The 19,018-nt window shown below is 62.3% G+C and carries 18 protein-coding genes; 12 read left to right on the top strand and 6 right to left on the bottom strand.

What is annotated here, in order from left to right:
- Positions 1-3 precede the first annotated feature (3 nt).
- From lepB to tadA, 7 genes are all read left to right on the top strand, one after another.
- Complete coding sequence (gene lepB / locus A7317_RS05145) at positions 4-858, top strand: signal peptidase I (RefSeq protein ID WP_024073621.1); 855 nt, start codon at positions 4-6, stop codon at positions 856-858.
- 146 nt (positions 859-1,004) lie between these two features.
- Entirely contained in the window at positions 1,005-1,694 is a 690-nt protein-coding gene (gene rnc / locus A7317_RS05140; RefSeq protein ID WP_024073622.1) for a ribonuclease III, read from the top strand.
- Positions 1,687-2,589 carry a GTPase Era gene (gene era / locus A7317_RS05135; RefSeq protein ID WP_024073623.1) on the top strand — a complete coding sequence of 301 codons (903 nt, stop codon included), beginning with the start codon at positions 1,687-1,689 and terminating at the stop codon, positions 2,587-2,589. The genes rnc and era overlap by 8 nt, the downstream gene beginning before the upstream one ends.
- Positions 2,590-2,752: 163 nt before the next feature.
- Entirely contained in the window at positions 2,753-3,442 is a 690-nt protein-coding gene (recO, locus tag A7317_RS05130; RefSeq protein ID WP_024073624.1) for a DNA repair protein RecO, read from the top strand.
- Positions 3,443-3,493: 51 nt separating this feature from the next.
- Positions 3,494-4,237, top strand: coding sequence for a pyridoxine 5'-phosphate synthase (gene pdxJ / locus A7317_RS05125; RefSeq protein WP_069075320.1), 744 nt, complete (start codon positions 3,494-3,496; stop codon positions 4,235-4,237).
- A 192-nt stretch (positions 4,238-4,429) separates the two neighbouring features.
- A complete protein-coding gene (locus tag A7317_RS05120) occupies positions 4,430-5,812 on the top strand; it encodes a multicopper oxidase family protein (protein WP_041161105.1) in 1,383 nt (460 codons plus the stop codon).
- Positions 5,812-6,309 carry a tRNA adenosine(34) deaminase TadA gene (gene tadA, locus A7317_RS05115; RefSeq protein ID WP_069075319.1) on the top strand — a complete coding sequence of 166 codons (498 nt, stop codon included), beginning with the start codon at positions 5,812-5,814 and terminating at the stop codon, positions 6,307-6,309. The genes A7317_RS05120 and tadA overlap by 1 nt, the downstream gene beginning before the upstream one ends.
- Before the next feature lie 79 nt (positions 6,310-6,388).
- On the opposite strand, the gene cmoB is transcribed toward tadA, so the two are convergent.
- From cmoB to A7317_RS05085, 6 genes are all read right to left on the bottom strand, one after another.
- Positions 6,389-7,345, bottom strand: coding sequence for a tRNA 5-methoxyuridine(34)/uridine 5-oxyacetic acid(34) synthase CmoB (cmoB, locus tag A7317_RS05110; protein ID WP_024073628.1), 957 nt, complete (start codon positions 7,343-7,345; stop codon positions 6,389-6,391).
- Complete coding sequence (gene cmoA, locus A7317_RS05105; protein ID WP_069075318.1) at positions 7,342-8,085, bottom strand: carboxy-S-adenosyl-L-methionine synthase CmoA; 744 nt, start codon at positions 8,083-8,085, stop codon at positions 7,342-7,344. Before cmoA ends, cmoB begins: the two co-directional genes overlap by 4 nt.
- Before the next feature lie 142 nt (positions 8,086-8,227).
- Positions 8,228-8,869, bottom strand: a complete 642-nt coding sequence (locus A7317_RS05100) for a lysoplasmalogenase (RefSeq protein ID WP_069075317.1) — start codon at positions 8,867-8,869, stop codon at positions 8,228-8,230.
- Between the two features lies 1 nt (position 8,870).
- Positions 8,871-9,260 (bottom strand): protease inhibitor I42 family protein, encoded by a 390-nt coding sequence (locus tag A7317_RS05095; protein ID WP_024073631.1) that lies wholly within the window; start codon positions 9,258-9,260, stop codon positions 8,871-8,873.
- A 315-nt stretch (positions 9,261-9,575) separates the two neighbouring features.
- Positions 9,576-11,996 carry an endopeptidase La gene (gene lon / locus A7317_RS05090; protein WP_024073632.1) on the bottom strand — a complete coding sequence of 807 codons (2,421 nt, stop codon included), beginning with the start codon at positions 11,994-11,996 and terminating at the stop codon, positions 9,576-9,578.
- Positions 11,997-12,151: 155 nt separating this feature from the next.
- Positions 12,152-13,141, bottom strand: a complete 990-nt coding sequence (locus A7317_RS05085) for a GntR family transcriptional regulator (RefSeq protein WP_024073633.1) — start codon at positions 13,139-13,141, stop codon at positions 12,152-12,154.
- Positions 13,142-13,475: 334 nt separating this feature from the next.
- Between A7317_RS05085 and A7317_RS05080 the strand changes: the two genes are divergently transcribed.
- The 5 genes from A7317_RS05080 (at position 13,476) to A7317_RS05060 (ending at position 19,008) form a co-directional block, all read left to right on the top strand.
- Positions 13,476-14,807: an amidase gene (locus A7317_RS05080; RefSeq protein ID WP_069077370.1), complete on the top strand. Its 1,332-nt coding sequence runs from the start codon at positions 13,476-13,478 to the stop codon at positions 14,805-14,807.
- A gap of 11 nt (positions 14,808-14,818) precedes the next feature.
- Complete coding sequence (locus A7317_RS05075; RefSeq protein WP_003210406.1) at positions 14,819-15,697, top strand: polysaccharide deacetylase family protein; 879 nt, start codon at positions 14,819-14,821, stop codon at positions 15,695-15,697.
- A 136-nt stretch (positions 15,698-15,833) separates the two neighbouring features.
- On the top strand, positions 15,834-17,174 hold the full coding sequence (locus A7317_RS05070) for an MFS transporter (RefSeq protein ID WP_024073635.1): 1,341 nt from the start codon (positions 15,834-15,836) through the stop codon (positions 17,172-17,174).
- A gap of 10 nt (positions 17,175-17,184) precedes the next feature.
- Entirely contained in the window at positions 17,185-17,946 is a 762-nt protein-coding gene (locus tag A7317_RS05065; RefSeq protein WP_069075316.1) for an SDR family NAD(P)-dependent oxidoreductase, read from the top strand.
- Between the two features lie 312 nt (positions 17,947-18,258).
- Complete coding sequence (locus A7317_RS05060; RefSeq protein ID WP_069075315.1) at positions 18,259-19,008, top strand: SDR family NAD(P)-dependent oxidoreductase; 750 nt, start codon at positions 18,259-18,261, stop codon at positions 19,006-19,008.
- Positions 19,009-19,018: the final 10 nt, after the last annotated feature.

Raw genomic sequence — 19,018 nt, 5'->3', positions numbered from 1 at the left:
CCTATGTCGCTAAATTTCCCGCTGTTGCTGGTCATCGCCGTTGCCGTTTGCGGTCTCCTGGCGTTGCTCGATCTGGTGTTCTTCGCCCCGCGTCGGCGGGCGGCTATCGCGTCCTATCAGGGCAGCGTCAGCCAGCCCGATGTCGTGGTGCTCGAGAAGCTGAACAAAGAACCGTTGCTGGTTGAATACGGCAAATCGTTCTTTCCGGTGCTATTCATCGTGCTGGTATTGCGCTCGTTCCTGGTGGAGCCGTTTCAGATCCCTTCGGGGTCGATGAAACCGACCCTGGACGTGGGTGACTTCATCCTGGTGAACAAGTTTTCCTACGGGATTCGCTTGCCGGTGATCGACAAGAAGGTCATCGAGATCGGTGACCCGCAGCGCGGCGACGTGATGGTGTTCCGCTACCCAAGCGATCCGAACGTCAACTACATCAAGCGTGTCGTGGGCCTGCCGGGTGACGTGATTCGCTACACCAGCGACAAGCGCCTGTTCGTCAATGGCGAGTCGGTGGCGGAGAAATTGATCGGCACCGAGCCGAACACCTTGGGCAGCGCCGAGCTGTACCGGGAAAAGCTCGGTACGGTAGAGCACGAAATCCGCAAGGAAATGAGCCGCTACCGCGCAATGCCTGATGGCGAGTGGAAAGTGCCTGCCGGGCACTACTTCATGATGGGCGACAACCGCGACAACTCCAATGACAGCCGCTACTGGGATGACCCTACTATTCCCAAGGATCTGCTGGGCATGGTTCCCGACCAGAATATCGTCGGCAAGGCCTTCGCGGTCTGGATGAGTTGGCCGGAACCTAAGCTCAGCCACCTGCCGAACTTCTCGCGGGTCGGGCTGATCAAGTAAGACAGGCGGCGCTGTGATCACAGCGCCGAATGCTTTTCTGGGGCTTGGACATTTCCGGCCTCATGCAGCATCAACCAGGATTTGAATTTGAACACTGCGTCAATCGTCGATGGCCGCCGGTGCCACCAAACAGATATGGGTAAACCGTGAGCGTTTCTTTAAGTCGTCTCGAGCGTCTGCTCGGCTACACCTTCAAGGATCAGGAATTGATGGTCCTTGCCCTCACACACCGCAGCTTTGCAGGGCGTAATAACGAACGCCTGGAATTCCTCGGTGATGCCATCCTCAATTTCGTCGCCGGTGAAGCCCTGTTCGAGCGCTTCCCCCAAGCCCGTGAAGGCCAGCTGTCGCGCCTGCGCGCGCGCCTGGTTAAAGGCGAGACCCTGGCCGTGCTGGCCCGTGGTTTCGGCCTTGGCGAGTACCTGCGCCTGGGGTCCGGTGAGTTGAAGAGCGGCGGTTTCCGTCGTGAGTCGATCCTGGCCGACGCCCTTGAGGCGTTGATCGGTGCGATCTACCTGGATGCTGGCATGGAAGCGGCCAAGGAGCGGGTGACGGCCTGGCTGACGTCGGAAATCGAAAGCCTGACCCTGGTCGACACCAACAAAGATCCCAAGACCCGCCTGCAGGAATTCCTGCAGTCCCGCGGGTGCGAACTGCCACGTTACGAAGTGGTGGATATCCAAGGTGAGCCCCATTGCCGCGTGTTCTTCGTGGAATGTGAAATCACCTTACTGAATGAAAAAAGCCGAGGTCAGGGTGTGAGCCGTCGTATTGCCGAACAGGTAGCGGCCGCCGCAGCACTGATTGCCCTGGGCGTGGAGAATGGCCATGACTGATTCAACCGCAACACGCTGTGGCTATGTTGCCATCGTCGGCCGCCCCAACGTGGGCAAGTCCACGCTGCTGAACCACATCCTCGGCCAAAAGCTCGCGATCACCTCGCGCAAGCCGCAGACCACTCGCCACAACATGCTGGGCATCAAGACCGAAGGCGCCGTGCAGGCGGTCTACGTCGACACTCCAGGTATGCACAAAGGCGGCGAGAAGGCCCTGAACCGCTACATGAACAAGACCGCCTCGGCCGCGTTGAAAGACGTCGACGTGGTGATCTTCGTGGTCGACCGCACCAAGTGGACCGACGAAGACCAGATGGTCCTCGAACGCGTGCAGTACGTCACCGGCCCATTGATCGTCGCGCTGAACAAGACCGACCGTATCGAAGACAAATCCGAACTGATGCCGCACCTGACCTGGCTGCAGGAACAACTGCCCAATGCCCAGATCATGCCGATCTCGGCCCAGCACGGGCATAACCTCGAAGCCCTGGAACGCGTGATCGCCGGCTACCTGCCGGAGAACGAGCACTTCTTCCCGGAAGACCAGATCACCGACCGCAGCAGCCGTTTCCTCGCCGCTGAACTGGTGCGCGAGAAAATCATGCGCCAAATGGGCGCAGAGCTGCCGTACCAGATCACCGTTGAAATCGAAGAGTTCAAGCAGCAGGGCAAGACCTTGCATATCCATGCGCTGATCCTCGTCGAGCGTGACGGCCAGAAGAAAATCATCATTGGCGACAAGGGCGAGCGCATCAAGCGTATCGGTACCGAAGCGCGCAAGGACATGGAATTGCTGTTCGATTCCAAGATCATGCTCAACCTGTGGGTGAAGGTGAAGGGTGGTTGGTCCGATGATGAGCGCGCATTGCGCTCCCTGGGTTACGGCGACCTGTAAGGTCTTGAGTACACCGCAGGACTGAAAGTGTGGGAGGGGGCTTGCCCCCGATAGCGGTGGGTCAGTTGATAGATAAGTGACTGAACCACCGCCATCGGGGGCAGGCCCCCTCCCACATTGGGTTTATGTTGTTTTCAAGATTGCCGTCAGCCGTGAGAACCCCATGTCCTCAACCCCACCTCCCAGCCAACTCGCCTACGTCCTGCACAGCCGCGCCTACCGTGAGACCAGCGCCCTGGTGGACTTCCTCACGCCTCAAGGTCGCCTGCGTGCGGTATTGCGTAGCGCACGGGGCAAGGCGGGCACATTGGCACGGCCCTTCGTGGCGTTGGACGTGGAGTTTCGTGGCAAGGGCGAGTTGAAAAACGTCGGCCGCCTGGAAAGCGTCGGCACTTCAGCCTGGCTCAATGGCGATGCACTGTTCAGCGGCCTCTACCTCAATGAACTGCTGATCCGCCTGCTGCCTGCCGAAGACCCGCACCCGGCGGTCTTCGATCACTATGCTGCCACCTTGCTGGCCCTGGCCGAGGGTCGCCCCCTGGAGCCATTGCTGCGGGCATTCGAATGGCGCCTGCTCGATGACCTGGGCTACGGTTTCGAGCTGAACAACGACCTGCATGGCGAGCCCATCGCCGCCGACGGCATGTACCGCCTGCAAGTCGATGCCGGCCTGGAGCGCGTGTATCTGTTGCAACCGGGCCTGTTCCAGGGCACCGAACTGCTGGCCATGAGCGAAGCCGACTGGAGCGCCCCCGGCGCCTTGTCCGCCGCCAAGCGCCTGATGCGCCAGGCCCTCGCGGTCCACCTGGGTGGACGGCCGTTGGTCAGTCGCGAGTTGTTTCGAAAGCCCTGACATCCCCGTGTATGCTGTGCACCGTTTCTTTCCCTTTTCAGGAGCGCTTCCGTGACCACCAGCAATCGCATTCTTCTTGGCGTCAACATCGACCACGTCGCTACCCTGCGCCAGGCCCGGGGCACCCGTTACCCTGACCCGGTCAAGGCCGCGCTGGACGCCGAAGAAGCGGGCGCCGACGGCATCACCGTGCACCTGCGCGAAGACCGCCGTCACATCCAGGAGCGCGACGTGTTGCTGCTCAAGGACGTGCTGCAAACCCGCATGAACTTCGAAATGGGCGTCACCGAGGAAATGATGGCGTTCGCCGAACGCATCCGCCCGGCGCATATCTGCCTGGTACCGGAAACCCGCCAGGAACTGACCACCGAAGGCGGCCTCGACGTGGCCGGCCAGGAAGCGCGGATCAAGGCCGCCGTGGAGCGCCTGTCGAAGATCGGCAGCGAAGTGTCATTGTTCATCGACGCCGATGAGCGCCAGATCGAAGCCTCCCGTCGGGTCGGCGCGCCGGCTATTGAACTGCACACCGGCCGTTACGCCGACGCCACCACACCGACCGACGTGGCGGATGAACTGCAGCGCGTCATTGACGGTGTGAACTGCGGCCTCACTGAAGGCCTGATCGTCAACGCCGGTCATGGCCTGCACTACCACAACGTCGAAGCCGTGGCCGCGATCAAGGGCATCAACGAGCTGAACATCGGCCATGCGCTGGTGGCCCACGCATTGTTCGTCGGTTTCAAAGGCGCCGTCGCCGAGATGAAAGCCCTGATCCTGGCGGCCGCCAAGCACTAAAAACAGCGAAAATCCAATGTGGGAGGGGGCTTGCCCCCGATGGCGGTGTATCAGTCAGCAAGTCTGTACCTGACCCACCGCTATCGGGGGCAAGCCCCCTCCCACATGAGAAGTCTTACTGTTTAGCCTTTGCAGGTGTATCGTATCTGCCCTTTGCAGGCCCTGCGCCTGCGGCAGATACGTGAGGTTGTTGTGTCCCGATCCTTTTCCCGTCGACAAATCCTGGGTGGTCTTGCAGGCCTGGCCGTAGTGGGCGTCGGTGCCGGTGGCGCCTACCGCTACTGGCTGGGGAAGGTCGCCGAAGCCGAAGCAGGGCACGATTACGAACTGATCGCCGCGCCGCTCGATGTGGAACTGGTGCCGGGGCACAAAACCCAAGCCTGGGCCTTCGGCCCGTCAGCACCGGGTACTGAACTGCGTGTGCGTCAGGGCGAGTGGCTGCGAGTGCGCTTTATCAACCACCTGCCGGTCGCCACCACCATCCACTGGCACGGCATTCGCCTGCCGCTGGAAATGGACGGCGTACCCTACGTCTCGCAATTGCCGGTGCTGCCCGGCGAGTACTTCGACTACAAGTTCCGTGTGCCGGACGCCGGCAGCTACTGGTACCACCCCCATGTGAACAGCAGCGAAGAGCTCGGCCGTGGCCTGGTCGGCCCGCTGATCATTGAAGAGCGCGAACCCACGGGTTTCAAGCACGAGCGCACCCTCAGCCTGAAAAGCTGGCACGTGGACGAAGAGGGCGCGTTTGTCGCCTTCAGCATTCCACGCGAGGCGGCGCGGGGCGGTACGGCGGGGCGCCTGTCGACCATCAATGGCGTGTCCCAGGCGGTGATCGACTTGCCGGCCGGGCAGATCACCCGCGTGCGTTTGCTCAACCTCGACAACACCCTGACCTACCGCATCAACATCCCCGACGTCGAAGCGCAGATCTACGCGCTGGATGGCAACCCCATCGAGCCGCGCCCATTGGGCAAGGAATACTGGCTGGGCCCGGGCATGCGCATCTGCCTGGCGATCAAGGCACCGCCGGCGGGCGAGGAGCTGTCGATCCGTAACGGACCCGTACGCCTGGGCACTTTCCGCTCAGTCGCCAACACCGACGCGCCCACCGAGTGGCCACCGGCGTTGCCGGCCAACCCGATTGCCGAGCCCGACCTGGCCAATGCGGAGAAACTCAACTTCAATTTCGAGTGGGTCGGTTCGGTGTCGGTCAACGTCGACAACGGCAAGCCGCCGAGCCTGTGGCAAATCAACGGTCAGGCCTGGGACATCACCGACAAGACCTGCGCCGACCGCCCGATTGCCAAGCTGGAAAAGGGCAAGAGCTACATTTTCGAATTGAAGAACATGACCCAGTACCAGCACCCGATCCACTTGCACGGCATGAGTTTCAAGGTCATCGCCTCGAACCGCCACAAGGTGATCCCGTATTTCACCGACACCTACCTGCTGGGCAAGAACGAACGCGCCCGCGTGGCGTTGGTGGCGGATAACCCGGGGGTGTGGATGTTCCATTGCCACGTGATCGACCACATGGAAACCGGCCTGATGGCCGCGATCGAGGTGGTGTGATGCGCCAGTTTCGCCCCACGGCGATCATCGACCGCAGCCGCGACCAGGACTTCATGCGCGAAGCCCTGGCGCTGGCCGCCCAAGGCGCGGCGCTGGGCGAAGTGCCGGTGGGCGCGGTGCTGGTGCAAGACGGTGAAATCATCGGCCGCGGTTTCAACTGCCCGATCAGCGGCAACGATCCCAGCGCCCATGCGGAAATGGTCGCCATCCGCGCCGCCGCTCAGGCCGTGAGCAACTATCGCCTGCCCGGCAGCACGCTGTATGTGACCCTCGAACCGTGCAGCATGTGCGCCGGCCTGATCGTGCATTCGCGGATTGGGCGGGTGGTGTACGGCGCGCTGGAGCCCAAGGCGGGAATTGTGCAGAGCCAGGGGCAGTTTTTTACCCAAGGGTTTCTCAATCATCGGGTGTTGTTTGAAGGCGGTGTGCTGGCCGAGGAGTGCGGCACGGTGTTGAGCGAGTTCTTCAAGGCCCGCCGAGCCAAGCCCCAAATCTAACCAACACTGAAAATCCAATGTGGAAGGGGGCTTGCCCCCTCCCACATTTGGATTTCTGTTGTTCCAGGAAGATCAGTGGTTACTTCTTGGCGATGATCACCGCCCGCATCGGTGCCGGCAGCCCTTCAATGGTCTTGCTGTGGTCCTCGGGATCGAGGAAGTCACTCAACGACTGATACTTCATCCACGCCGTCCCGCGCTGTTCCTGCACCGTGGTCACGCTCACATCCACGCAGCGCACATCACTGAACCCGGCCCGGCGCAACCACAGCATCAGCGCCGGCACCGACGGCAGGAACCACACGTTACGCATCTGTGCATAACGGTCTTCCGGTACCAGCACCTGTTGTTGATCGCCTTCCACCACCAAGGTTTCCAGGACCAGTTCACCGCCCTTGATCAAGGTGTCCTTCAGCGCCAGCAGGTGTTCGATCGGCGAGCGACGGTGATAGAAAACCCCCATGGAAAACACCGTGTCGAAGCCTTCCAGGTTCGCCGGCAGGTCCTCGAACGGGAATGGCAGGTGCCAGGCCCTGGGTTCGGACAGGTAACGCTGTACGGCCTGGAACTGGCAGAAGAACAGCCAGTTCGGGTCGACGCCGATCACGCTGTCGGCCCCTGCGCCGAGCATGCGCCACATGTAGTAACCGTTGCCGCAGCCCACATCGAGGATGCGCTTGCCTTTCAGGTCCAGATGGGGCGCCACGCGCGACCATTTCCAGTCCGAGCGCCATTCGGTGTCCACATGCACGCCGAACAGATGAAACGGGCCTTTGCGCCACGGGCTCAGGCCCATCAGCGCGGTGTGCATTTGCGCGCGGGTGGCGTCGTCGCAGGCGGTGTCCAACACCAGGCCATTGAGCAGGTCGATCTCGGTGGGCTGGATCTTCGGCAGTGCATCCAGTGCGCTCTGCCAGCGCTCCAGGTCGCCATGACCCTTTTCCATCTTGCTATCGAGCTGCGCTTGCAGGCCCTGGGCCCAGACAGCCAAGGGAGTGCCGACCAGATGGCGGGCGAGGGGGGACAAATCAATCATGGCAGGGCAATCAACGAGGCAAAGTTAAGACACTGGAACCACGGCACGACTTTCGAAAACCCGGCCGCCAGCAGGCGTTCGCGGTGTTCTTCAAGGCTGTCGGGCTTCATGACGTTTTCGATGGCGCTGCGCTTCTGGGCGATTTCCAGTTCGCTGTAGCCGTTGGCGCGCTTGAACGCGATATGCAGGTCGGTGAGCAGTGCGTGCTCTTCAGGATCATTGAAACGCAGCTTTTCCGAGAGGATCAACGCACCGCCCGGCAGCAGTGCCTGGCGGATGCGCCCAAGCAACGCCAGGCGCTGCTCGGGGGCGATGAATTGCAGGGTGAAGTTCAGGGCCACCACCGAGGCGGGTTGGAATTGCAACCCGAGGATATCGCCCTCGATCACCTCCACCGGCAGCAGCTCCTGGAACATCGAGTCCTGGCCATTGAGGTATTCGCGGCAACGCTCGACCATCGCCGCCGAATTATCCACCGCGATCACCCGGCAGCCGTCAGTGCGCACATGGCGACGCAGGGCCTGGGTCACCGCGCCCAGCGAAGAACCCAGGTCGTAGAGCACGCTGTGGGGCTGGGCAAACTGCGCCGCGAGTACACCGAGGTTTTCGACGATGGTCGGGTAACCGGGCACCGAACGCTTGATCATGTCGGGGAATACCCGCACCACGTCCTCGTTAAAGGCGAAGTCCGGCACCTGGGGCAGGGGCTGGGCGAATAGGCGATCGGGTTCTTTGCTCACGGTTGTTCCGGCGACGAGGGGGAAAGGCCGGCATTTTAGCCAAGTTGCTCATCGGATGCGCGGGTTGTCTGATTTGTGGTAATGAGCGGGCTTGTCGAATCGTCGCACCGCCCCCATCGGCCTGCGCAGCAGCCCCGGACTATCAAGGCCACCGCTGCTTCTGGGTGAATGCCGATGCGGTGATGCCCCACTGTCCCAGCCAGTAAGTCACGATCAATAAATAGGGCGCGGCCTCGAATGACACCACAAATCGATTGATACCGATCAGGGTGTCGGAAAACACAAACGACGCGGCCCCTGCCGCCGCCAATGCGGCTGAACGCTTCGGCACCTCACCGCCCAATCGGGCCAGCGCACGCCAGAGCATGGCACTGATTACCAGCGCGTAAATCACCACGGGTATCAGCAAATCACCGAGGCCGTGGGCAATCAGAATGCTCAACAAGATCGCGCCCACAGCGAGTGCCAGTACCAGCGGCAGCAGTGCCAGGCGGCGGCAGTCGCTGAAATACGCCTTGAGGTATGCCAGGTGGGCAAACAGAAACGCGCCGAGGCCGAAGATAAAGAGATCGCCCGGCCATGCCAGCAGCACATCGCCGACCAGGGAAAAAATCAGCCCAAGGCTGATCCAGCGTCGGTAGTCGGTCGGCGGTGCATCATGTAACCAGCCCAGCAGCGCCAGTACCGGCAATGGCTTGACCAGCAAGCAAAGCAGGGTGGCGTGGGTGCTCAGGCCATAGATAAAGGTACCGGCCCCCATCAGCGCAAGAATCAGCCATGGCATATCAGTTCACCGTGATGGCGCAGTCGAAGGTCTCGGCGGGTTCGGCTTCCGGTTCCCAGGGTTGCTGGGAGGTCAGGCGCAAACGTCCCTGGCCGGTGGCAAAGGCCTGGAAGCGCCAGGTGGACTGGCCGCCACCGCCGATCACGCCGGACTCTTTGCTGTTGTAGACCTCGGGGCTCAGGGCACGCAGCACGCCACCCGCCGAATCCTGGATTGCCCAGCGGTAGCCAGTAGTGGGGTTGCTCGGCAGGGTGAGGATCAGGTTTTGCCCAGGTTTAAGCTGGAGCGGGCAGGCGCTCTGTTCTTCCACGGTGACGTTTTGCTTGGGGGCACTGGCGCACGCGGCCAGCAGGGCAAGGCTCAAGGGGAGAAGCAGGCGGGCAGCAGTCATGGGGGCTCCGTTCATTCACGACGAAGGGCGAGCATAACCGAAGATGAGACAAGGTGTGACAAGAGGCAGCAGAGTGCCCTTTGTGGTGAGCACGCTTGTTGTGGTGTACAGACTTATTGTGGTGAGCAGACTTATTGTGGTGAACAGACTTGTTGTGGCGAGCAGGCTTGCCCTGCGTTGGGCTGCGAAGCAGCCCCTCTTAAAAAGACCCCATTCTTCCTGAAAGAATGGGGTCGTTGGTTTTGGGGCTGCTTCGCAGCCCAACGCAGGGCAAGCCTGCTCGCCACAGAGGCCAGCTCAGGGGCTAGAGGTTTATCAGAAGAGCACCTTCGCCACATCCGCAAAACGCTTGGCAAAGTGCACGGTCATCCCTTCCTTCAGATACTCCGGCAATTCCTCGAAACTGCCACGGTTCGGCTCCGGCAGGATCAGCTCGTGGATCTTCTGGCGCCGCGCCGCGATCACCTTCTCGCGCACCCCGCCAATCGGCAGCACATGCCCGGTCAGCGTCAGTTCACCGGTCATCGCCACGCCTTTTTTCGGCGGCTGGTTGCGCGCCAGCGACAGCAGCGCACTGGCCATGGTTACCCCAGCGCTTGGGCCGTCCTTCGGTGTGGCACCTTCCGGCACGTGCAGGTGCACGAAGGCTTCGTCGAAGAATTTCGGGTCGCCACCAAACGACTTCAGGTTGGAGCTGATGTAGCTGTAGGCGATTTCGGCGGACTCCTTCATCACATCACCCAACTGCCCGGTGAGCTTGAAGCCGCGGTTCAGCGTGTGGATGCGCGTTGCCTCGATGGGCAGGGTCGCGCCGCCCATGCTGGTCCAGGCCAGGCCGGTGATCACGCCGGTGCCGGACAGCACTTGCTCGTTGCGGAACACCGGCATGCCCAGGGAGGCCTCCAGGTCCTTGTTGCCGATCTTGATCACCGAGTTTGGCTCATCCAGCAGCTTGACCACGGCCTTGCGCACCAGTTTGCCCAGTTGCTTCTCCAGCTGGCGCACGCCGGCCTCGCGGGCATATCCGTCGATCAAGGCGCGCAGGGCGCCGTCGCTGATGGACAGGCTGGTTTTCGCCACACCGGCTTTTTCCAGCTGTTTGGGCCACAGGTGGCGCTTGGCGATGGCGACTTTTTCTTCGGTGATATAGCCCGACAGGCGAATCACTTCCATGCGGTCCAGCAACGGCCCGGGGATCGAGTCCAGGGTGTTGGCGGTACACACGAACAGCACTTTGGACAGGTCCAGGCGCAGGTCGAGGTAATGGTCGAGGAATTCGACGTTCTGCTCCGGGTCGAGGGTTTCCAGCAGCGCCGAGGCCGGGTCGCCCTGGAAGCTTTGGCCCATCTTGTCGATCTCGTCGAGCATGATCACCGGGTTCATCACTTCCACGTCTTTCAACGCCTGCACCAGCTTGCCCGGCAGGGCGCCGATGTAGGTGCGGCGATGGCCCTTGATCTCGGCCTCGTCGCGCATGCCGCCGACACTGAAGCGATAGAACGGCCGGCCCAGGGACTCGGCGATGGATTTACCCACGCTGGTCTTGCCCACGCCCGGCGGGCCCACCAGCAGCACGATGGAGCCGGAGACCTCGCCTTTGTAGGCGCCCACGGCGAGGAACTCGAGGATACGGCTCTTGATGTCATCCAGCCCCGCGTGGTGCTTGTCGAGCACCTTGCGCGCGTGTTTCAGGTCCAGCTTGTCCTCGCCGTACACGCCCCACGGCACCGAGGTGGCCCAATCCAGGTAGTTGCGTGTGACCGCGTACTCCGGTGAACCGGTTTCGAGGATCGACAGTTTGTTCAGTTCTTCATCAATGCGCTTTTGCGCCTGGGCCGGCAGCACCTTGCCTTCCAGCCGTTGCTCGAATTGTTCGACGTCCGCGCTGCGGTCGTCCTTGGTCAGCCCCAGTTCCTGCTGGATGACCTTGAGTTGTTCCTTGAGGAAGAACTCGCGCTGGTGCTCGCCGATCTTGCGGTTCACCTCGGCGGAGATTTCCTTTTGCAGGCGCGCGACTTCGACTTCCTTGCGCAGCATCGGCAGCACTTTTTCCATGCGCTTGAGCATGGGCACGCAGTCCAGCACTTCCTGCAACTCGTTACCGGTGGCCGAGGTCAGCGCGGCGGCGAAGTCGGTCAGCGGCGACGGGTCGTTGGGGCTGAAGCGGTTGAGGTAGTTCTTCAACTCTTCGCTGTACAGCGGGTTGAGTGGCAACAGTTCCTTGATCGCATTGATCAGCGCCATGCCATAGGCCTTGACCTCATCGGTCGGCTCGGTGGGCTGGTGCGGGTATTCGACTTCCACCAGGTACGGCGGGCGGTGGTGCTTGAGCCAGGTGCGAATCCTCACGCGGGTCAGGCCCTGGGCGACGAATTGCAACTTGCCGTTCTCACGGCTGGCGTGGTGCACCTTCACCAGGGTGCCGTACAGCGGCAGGGCGGAGGTGTCGAAGTGCCGTGGGTCTTCCGGCGGGGTGTCCATGAAGAACAGGGCCAGGGAGTGGTGATCGGATTTGCTCACCAGTTCCAGGGTTTCGGCCCACGGCTCTTCATTGACGATCACCGGCAGCACTTGCGCGGGGAAGAACGGGCGGTTGTGGATCGGGATGATGTAGACCTTGTCCGGCAGGTTTTGCCCAGGCAGCGCCAGGCCGGTGTTGGTCGAATGGGATTCAGCGTTTTCGGGGTCGGCGTAATCTTGGAGGTCGATATCCGGCAATTCTTGCTGGTCGCTCATGGGGCACCTGCATAAGTAAGTATGCAGGTTAGATGGGGCGGGTCAGTGGTGGTTTCAATGGCGGGGGCGAGATAGCAACATATTGCATGAAATTACTGCGGCGGCTTGGTCAATGGGAAGGGGAAAGCCCCCTCCCACATTGGGTTCGTGTTGAGTCAGCTGATTTTGTGCAGGTAGACGGGGAGTGGCTGTTCGGGAAGTACCGACAGCACCTTCAAGCGCTGCAACATCCGCTGCCGCGCCCGTTGCAAATGCTCACGCAGGTTCAACGCCGCCGCATCGAATGCGCCATGCAGCAGCAGCTCCAAAATCAAGCGATGTTCGGCGAGCATTGCCGGATCTGCGCCGATCCCCAGCAACCGATAGAAAATCCGGCTGATGATCATCGGGCTCTGGCCCTGGCGAATCAGCGCGGCGATCTTGCGGTTTTGCAGGCCGGCGAGGCAGCGCTGGTGCAGGTCCTCTTCGATCTGCTCGATAGCTTCCAGGCTGCATTGCGGGCTGTCCTGAGCGTCCAGCACGCGTTGCAACATGGCTTCGAGCACCTCGCGGTCGAGGTTGGGCGCGCTCTGGCGCAGGGCTTCGGGTTCCAGGCAGGCGCGCAGTTCGTAGTCTTCGGTGACTTCGCGGGCGGTCAGCGGCCCGGCCAGCCATTGCGAGTAGGGCTCTTTTTCCACCAGGCCACGGTCGCGCAGGCGCATCAGCGCTTCACGCACCACTGCGCGGCTGACGCCGTAGTGGTCGGCGGCGGCCTGTTCGTCCAGGCGGTAATGGCCGAAGGCGATGCAGGTGGAGAGTGCCGCGCCGATTTCCTCGACGATGCGCTCGCCCAGCGGCCGCGTGTCCACCAACTCATCGTCGCCGTTCAGGCCCAGGTGCGCATGGCTCAGGGGCAGGCGCAGCGGCTCCAGGTCCAGCCCCTCGGGGTTGATCAGGTAGCCTCGGCCATTGAAGCGGCAGATCAGCCCCTCGGCATGCAGCAGGTCCAGCGCCTTGCGCACGGGCACGCGGCTGGTGCCGAACAATTCGGCCAGCGGCGCTTCCAGCAGCACCAGGCCATGACGGGCGGTGCCATTGACGATTGCATCACGCAACACCTGGTGAATCATGGCGTACCGGGAGGCCGAGGCGGACACTGCTTTCATTGATTTCTCAAGGGCGTGTAGGACGATGGCCGGGGATTCTCTCATAGATGGGTCTGTCACTCTGCGCCACATCAAGGGCACTTTTTTGGGGCCTTGCCTGTAGGAATGTTACTTTTTGCACCAAAATGTACTTATTAATAAAATATACGTTATTGGGTTAAGGGTTCGCGCTTAAAAGGTGAACCCTTTTTTTTGCCGTGTCGAAAGCATCTATACCGCAGCTCTGGACGAAAAAACCGAATCGCTCTCGCTCACGCACTGACAGACTGGCACGAAAGCTGCCTTTGTAAAATGTACATTTTATTAATATGTACGTTTTATGAGGTTCATGCTGATGTCAGACGCCACTTCACTGGCCGAGGATTTCGCCAGCGGTCGCAGCGACCCGGTGCAAGCCCTCGAACAGGCACTCGATCAAGCGAGCCAGTCGGCAGCTGTGTTTATCTGCCTGACCGCCGAGCGTGCCCGCCGCGAAGCCGAAGCCGCCGCCGCGCGCTGGCGTGCCGGCCAGCCCTTGAGTGTATTCGACGGCGTGCCGCTGGCCTGGAAAGACCTGTTCGACGTGGCCGGCAGCATCACCACCGCCGGTGCTGCGTACCGGCGTCATGCGCCGGCCGCTTTGCTCGATGCGCCGAGCGTGGGCCTGCTGTGCCGCGCCGGCATGGTCAGTGTGGGCAAGACCAACCTCAGTGAGCTGGCCTATTCCGGGCTTGGCCTGAACCCGCATTTCGGCACCCCGCATAACCCCCATGGGCGGGATCAGCCGCGTATTCCCGGTGGCTCGTCTTCGGGGTCGGCGGTGGCTGTCGCCGCCGGCATCGTGCCGATCGCCATGGGCACCGACACGGCGGGTTCCATCCGCATCCCCGCGGCCCTCAACGGCCTGGTGGGGTACCGCAGCAGCAGCCGACGCTACAGCCGCGACGGGGTGTTCCCCCTGGCGCGCACCCTCGACAGCCTGGGCCCGTTGACCCGCAGCGTGCGCGATGCGTTGGCCATCGACGACCTGCTCCATGGTCGCATTTCCAACCACCGCGTCCGCAGCCTCAAGGGCCAGCGCTTTGTGCTGGAACAGGGCCTGCTGGCCGACGTTGAACCTGCCGTGCGCAATAACCTGCTGCGCGGGGTGGAACGCTTGAAGGCCGAGGGCGCGTTGGTCGAGATGCGCCCCTGCGCCACCTTCCAGGCCACCTTGGCATTGATCCAGCAGCAAGGCTGGCTTGGCGCCTTCGAAGCCTTCGCCCTGCATGAAACCCTGCTCGACAGCGCCGACGCCGAACAGCTCGACCCGCGCGTACGCCGCCGCCTCGAAGCCGCGCGTTCCCTGCCGGCCAGCCGGTTGATCCACCTGATCGAGGCCCGTCAGCGCCTGCAACAACAACTGATCGATGACCTCGACGGCGCCCTGCTGATCACCCCCACCGTTGCCCATGTCGCCCCGGCATTGGCAGCGCTGGAAGCCGATGACGACCTGTTCGTCAGCACCAACCTCGCCACCCTGCGCCTGACCATGCCCGGCAGTTTGCTGGACATGCCCGGCGTGACCTTGCCCAGCGGCCATGATGCCCAGGGCCTGCCCACCGGGTTGCTGCTCAGCGCCCCGGCGGGGGAAGACGCACGCCTGTTGCGCGCGGCGTTGTCCGTCGAATCCCAACTGACTATCTAAGGAGACACCCCATGGCTAAAGACATCCTCTGTGCATTTGGCGTCGACGTTGACGCCGTCGCCGGCTGGCTCGGTTCCTACGGCGGCGAAGATTCGCCCGACGATATCTCCCGTGGCCTGTTCGCTGGCGAAATCGGCGCGCCACGCCTGCTCAAGCTGTTTGAACGCTACGGCCTGCGCACCACCTGGTTTATCCCAGGCCATTCGATGGAAACCTTCCCTGAGCAGATGAAAGCCGTGGCCGACGCCGGGCATGAAATCGGCGTGCACGGCTACAGCCATGAAAACCCAATCGCGATGACCGCCGAGCAGGAAGAAATCGTGCTGGACAAGTCCATCGAACTGATCACCCAGGTCACCGGCAAACGCCCTACCGGCTACGTCGCTCCGTGGTGGGAATTCAGCAAGGTCACCAACGAGCTGCTGCTGAAAAAAGGCATCAAGTACGACCACAGCCTGATGCACAACGACTTCCATCCCTACTACGTGCGCAAGGGGGATACCTGGACCAAGATCGACTACAGCCAGCACCCCGACACCTGGATGAAACCCTTGGTGCGTGGCGAAGAAACCGACCTGGTGGAGATCCCGGCCAACTGGTACCTCGATGACCTGCCGCCGATGATGTTCATCAAGAAAGCCCCCAACAGCCACGGCTTCGTCAACCCGCGTCACCTCGAAGAAATGTGGCGCGACCAGTTCGACTGGGTCTACCGCGAACACGAACACGCGGTGTTCACCATGACCATCCACCCCGATGTGTCTGGCCGCCCGCAAGTGCTGTTGATGCTGGAGCGCTTGATCGAACACATCCAGAGCCATGCCGGCGTGCGCTTCGTCACCTTCGACGAAATCGCCGACGACTTTATCCGCCGCCAACCGCGTACCTGACCCCAACCCTGTAGGAGCGAGCTTGCTCGCGAAAAGCCTGAGAGCACTGCGTGCATTCAGGATGCCCGCGTCATCGTTGACGATTTTCGCGAGCACGCTCCTACAGAAAGCCCACTCCACCTCCCGAGGCGCGATTATGTCCATCTACAACAAGCTTGACCTGACTGGCTGGAAACCCCGGCAACTGACGTCCCAGGAAGTGCGCTTCGCCACCTGGATCGCGTTTTTCGCCTGGGTGTTTGCGGTGTACGACTTCATCCTGTTCGGCACCTTGCTGCCGGAAATCGGCCGGCATTTTGGCTGGGGTGAGGTGGAACAAGCTGAAATCGCGACCTGGGTGGCGGTGGGGACCGCCGTGGTCGCCCTGGCCATCGGGCCAATCGTCGACAAGCTGGGGCGCCGCAAAGGCATCATCTTCACCGTGGCCGGCTCCGCGCTCTGCTCGGCGCTGACCGCCATCGGTGGGGCATGGGGCAAGTCGCCGCTGATCCTGATCCGTTCGCTGGGCGGCCTGGGGTATGCCGAGGAAACCGTCAACGCCACCTATTTGACCGAACTGTATGGCGCGTCAGAAGACCCGCGACTGACCAAGCGCCGCGGCTTCATCTACAGCCTGGTGCAGGGCGGCTGGCCGGTCGGTGCACTGATCGCCGCAGGTTTGACCGCGCTGTTGCTGCCGGTCATCGGTTGGCAGGGCTGCTTTATCTTCGCCGCGATCCCGGCGGTGGTGATTGCGATCATGGCGCGCAAGCTCAAGGAGAGCCCGCAGTTCCAGATCCACCAGCGCATCAGCGAGTTGCGCAGAAGTGGCGCGGTGAGCGAGGCACAGAACGTCGCCGTGACCTACGGCGTGGATTACGACGAACACAGCAAGGCCGGCCTCAAGGCCGCATTCCGTGGCCCGGCCCGTCGCGCCACCCTGGTGATCGGTGCCGCGCTGTTGCTCAACTGGGCGGCGATCCAGGTGTTCAGCGTGCTCGGCACGTCGGTGATCGTCAGCGTGCACCACATCTCGTTCGAGAACTCGCTGATCATCCTGGTGCTGTCGAACCTGGTGGGTTACTGCGGCTACCTCAGCCACGGCTGGATGGGCGACAAGATCGGCCGCCGTAACGTGATCGGCCTGGGCTGGATGCTCGGCGGCCTGTCGTTTGCCGGGATGCTGTTTGGCCCGAGCAACATGGCGATGGTGGTCGGGCTGTACAGCCTGGGCCTGTTCTTCCTGATCGGGCCGTACTCGGCGGCGTTGTTCTTTATCAGTGAAAGTTTCCCCACCAGCATCCGTGCCACCGGTGGCGCGATCATCCATGCGATGGGCCCGATTGGTGCCGTGGTCGCCGGGTTTGGCGCCACCCAGGTGTTGTCCGCCGGCAGCGATTGGCAGACCGCCGCGCTGTGGTTCGGTGCCGTGCCGTGCTTTTTGTCTGGCGTCCTGATGTTTGCCGCGCGCCATGTGCGCCCGGAAACCGTTCAGTAAGGAGTGATTGATGAGCCGTAAAGTTGCCTTGATTACCGGTGCCGCCAGCGGCATCGGCCAAGCCCTCGCGGTGGCCTATGCGCGCTGCGGCGTGGCGGTGGTGGGTGGGTATTACCCGGCCGACCCCCATGACCCGCACACCACGGTGTCCCTCGTGGAAAACGCCGCTGGCGAATGCTTGATGCTGCCGCTGGACGTGGGCGATAGCGCCTCGGTAGACGCGTTGGCCGCCCAGGTGGTGCAGCATTTTGGTCGCCTCGACTACGCGGTCGCCAACGCCGGCTTGCTGCGTCGCGCACCGCTGCTGGAGATGACGGATGCGCTGTGGGACGAGATGCTCAATGTCGACTTGACGGGGGTGATGCGCACTTTTCGCGCGGCGACGCGGCATATGAAGGAAGGCGGCGCGCTGGTGGCGATTTCGTCGATAGCCGGCGGCGTCTATGGCTGGCAGGAGCACAGCCATTACGCGGCGGCCAAGGCCGGTGTGCCGGGGTTGTGCCGGTCGCTGGCGGTGGAGCTGGCGCCGTTGGGCATTCGTTGCAATGCGGTGATTCCGGGGTTGATCGAGACGCCGCAGTCGCTGGATGCGAAGAACTCCCTGGGGCCGGAGGGCCTGGCCAAGGCGGCGCGCGCGATTCCGTTGGGTCGGGTGGGGAGGGCGGATGAAGTGGCCTCGCTGGTGCAGTTTTTGACCAGTGATGCGTCGAGCTATCTGACCGGACAGAGCATCGTCATCGACGGTGGCCTGACTGTGCGCTGGCCTGACTGATGTACTCGATCCAAAGGTGGGAGGGGGCAAGCCTCCCTCTGATCGAGCATAAATAAGGATTAAATCTTTTCATTAATCGACCGAATTTTTGTGGCGAGCAGGCTGTTGTGGCAATCGGGCTGTTGTGGCGAGCGGGCTTGTCCCGCGTTGGGCCGCGAAGCGGCCCCTGACAAAGACACCTGCGCTGTGTCAGGTACGCCTCAGAGGCTGGTTTTGGGGCCGCTTCGCGGCCCAACGCGGGACAAGCCCGCTCGCCACAGAGGTAGTGGGAGCTCCCACATTGAAACTGTGTTTGATTCAGGAGAATTACCTATGCCCCAACTCACCCATCGCCGCGCCGTGATCACCGGCGCCGGCAGCGGCATCGGTGCCGCCATCGCCCGCGCCTACGCGGTTGAAGGTGCGCGCCTGCTGCTGGCTGACCGTAATGCCGCCAGCCTTGCCGAAACCGCCATTGCCTGCCGTAACCTCGGTGCCGAGGTCTTCGAATGCCTGGCCGATGTCGGCACTGTCGAAGGCGCCCAGGCCAGTGTCGACCGTTGTGTCGAACACTTCGGCGGCATCGATATCCTGGTCAACAACGCCGGTATGCTCACCCAGGCGCGTTGCGTCGATCTCTCGATCGAGATGTGGAACGACATGCTGCGCGTCGACCTCACCAGCGTGTTCGTCGCCAGCCAGCGTGCCTTGCCGCATATGCTGGCGCAGCGTTGGGGGCGGATCATCAACGTCGCCTCACAACTGGGCATCAAGGGTGGCGCCGAACTGACTCACTACGCCGCCGCCAAGGCCGGGGTGATCGGCTTTACCAAATCCCTGGCCCTGGAAGTGGCCAAGGACAACGTGCTGGTCAACGCCATCGCTCCCGGCCCGATCGAGACGCCGTTAGTGGGCGGTATCAGCGACGATTGGAAGCGCGCCAAGGCCAAGGAACTGCCCTTGGGGCGCTTCGGCCTGGCGGATGAAGTGGCGCCCACCGCCGTGCTGCTGGCCAGTGAACCGGGTGGCAACCTGTTCGTCGGCCAGACCCTGGGCCCGAACTCCGGCGACGTGATGCCATGAGCGGGCGATA

It is taken from the genome of Pseudomonas fluorescens (assembly GCF_001708445.1).
GTDB lineage: Bacteria > Pseudomonadota > Gammaproteobacteria > Pseudomonadales > Pseudomonadaceae > Aquipseudomonas > Aquipseudomonas gorinensis.
The sequence above is the reverse complement of the archived record's forward strand: the minus strand, read 5'-3'. Positions and strand labels throughout refer to the sequence as shown.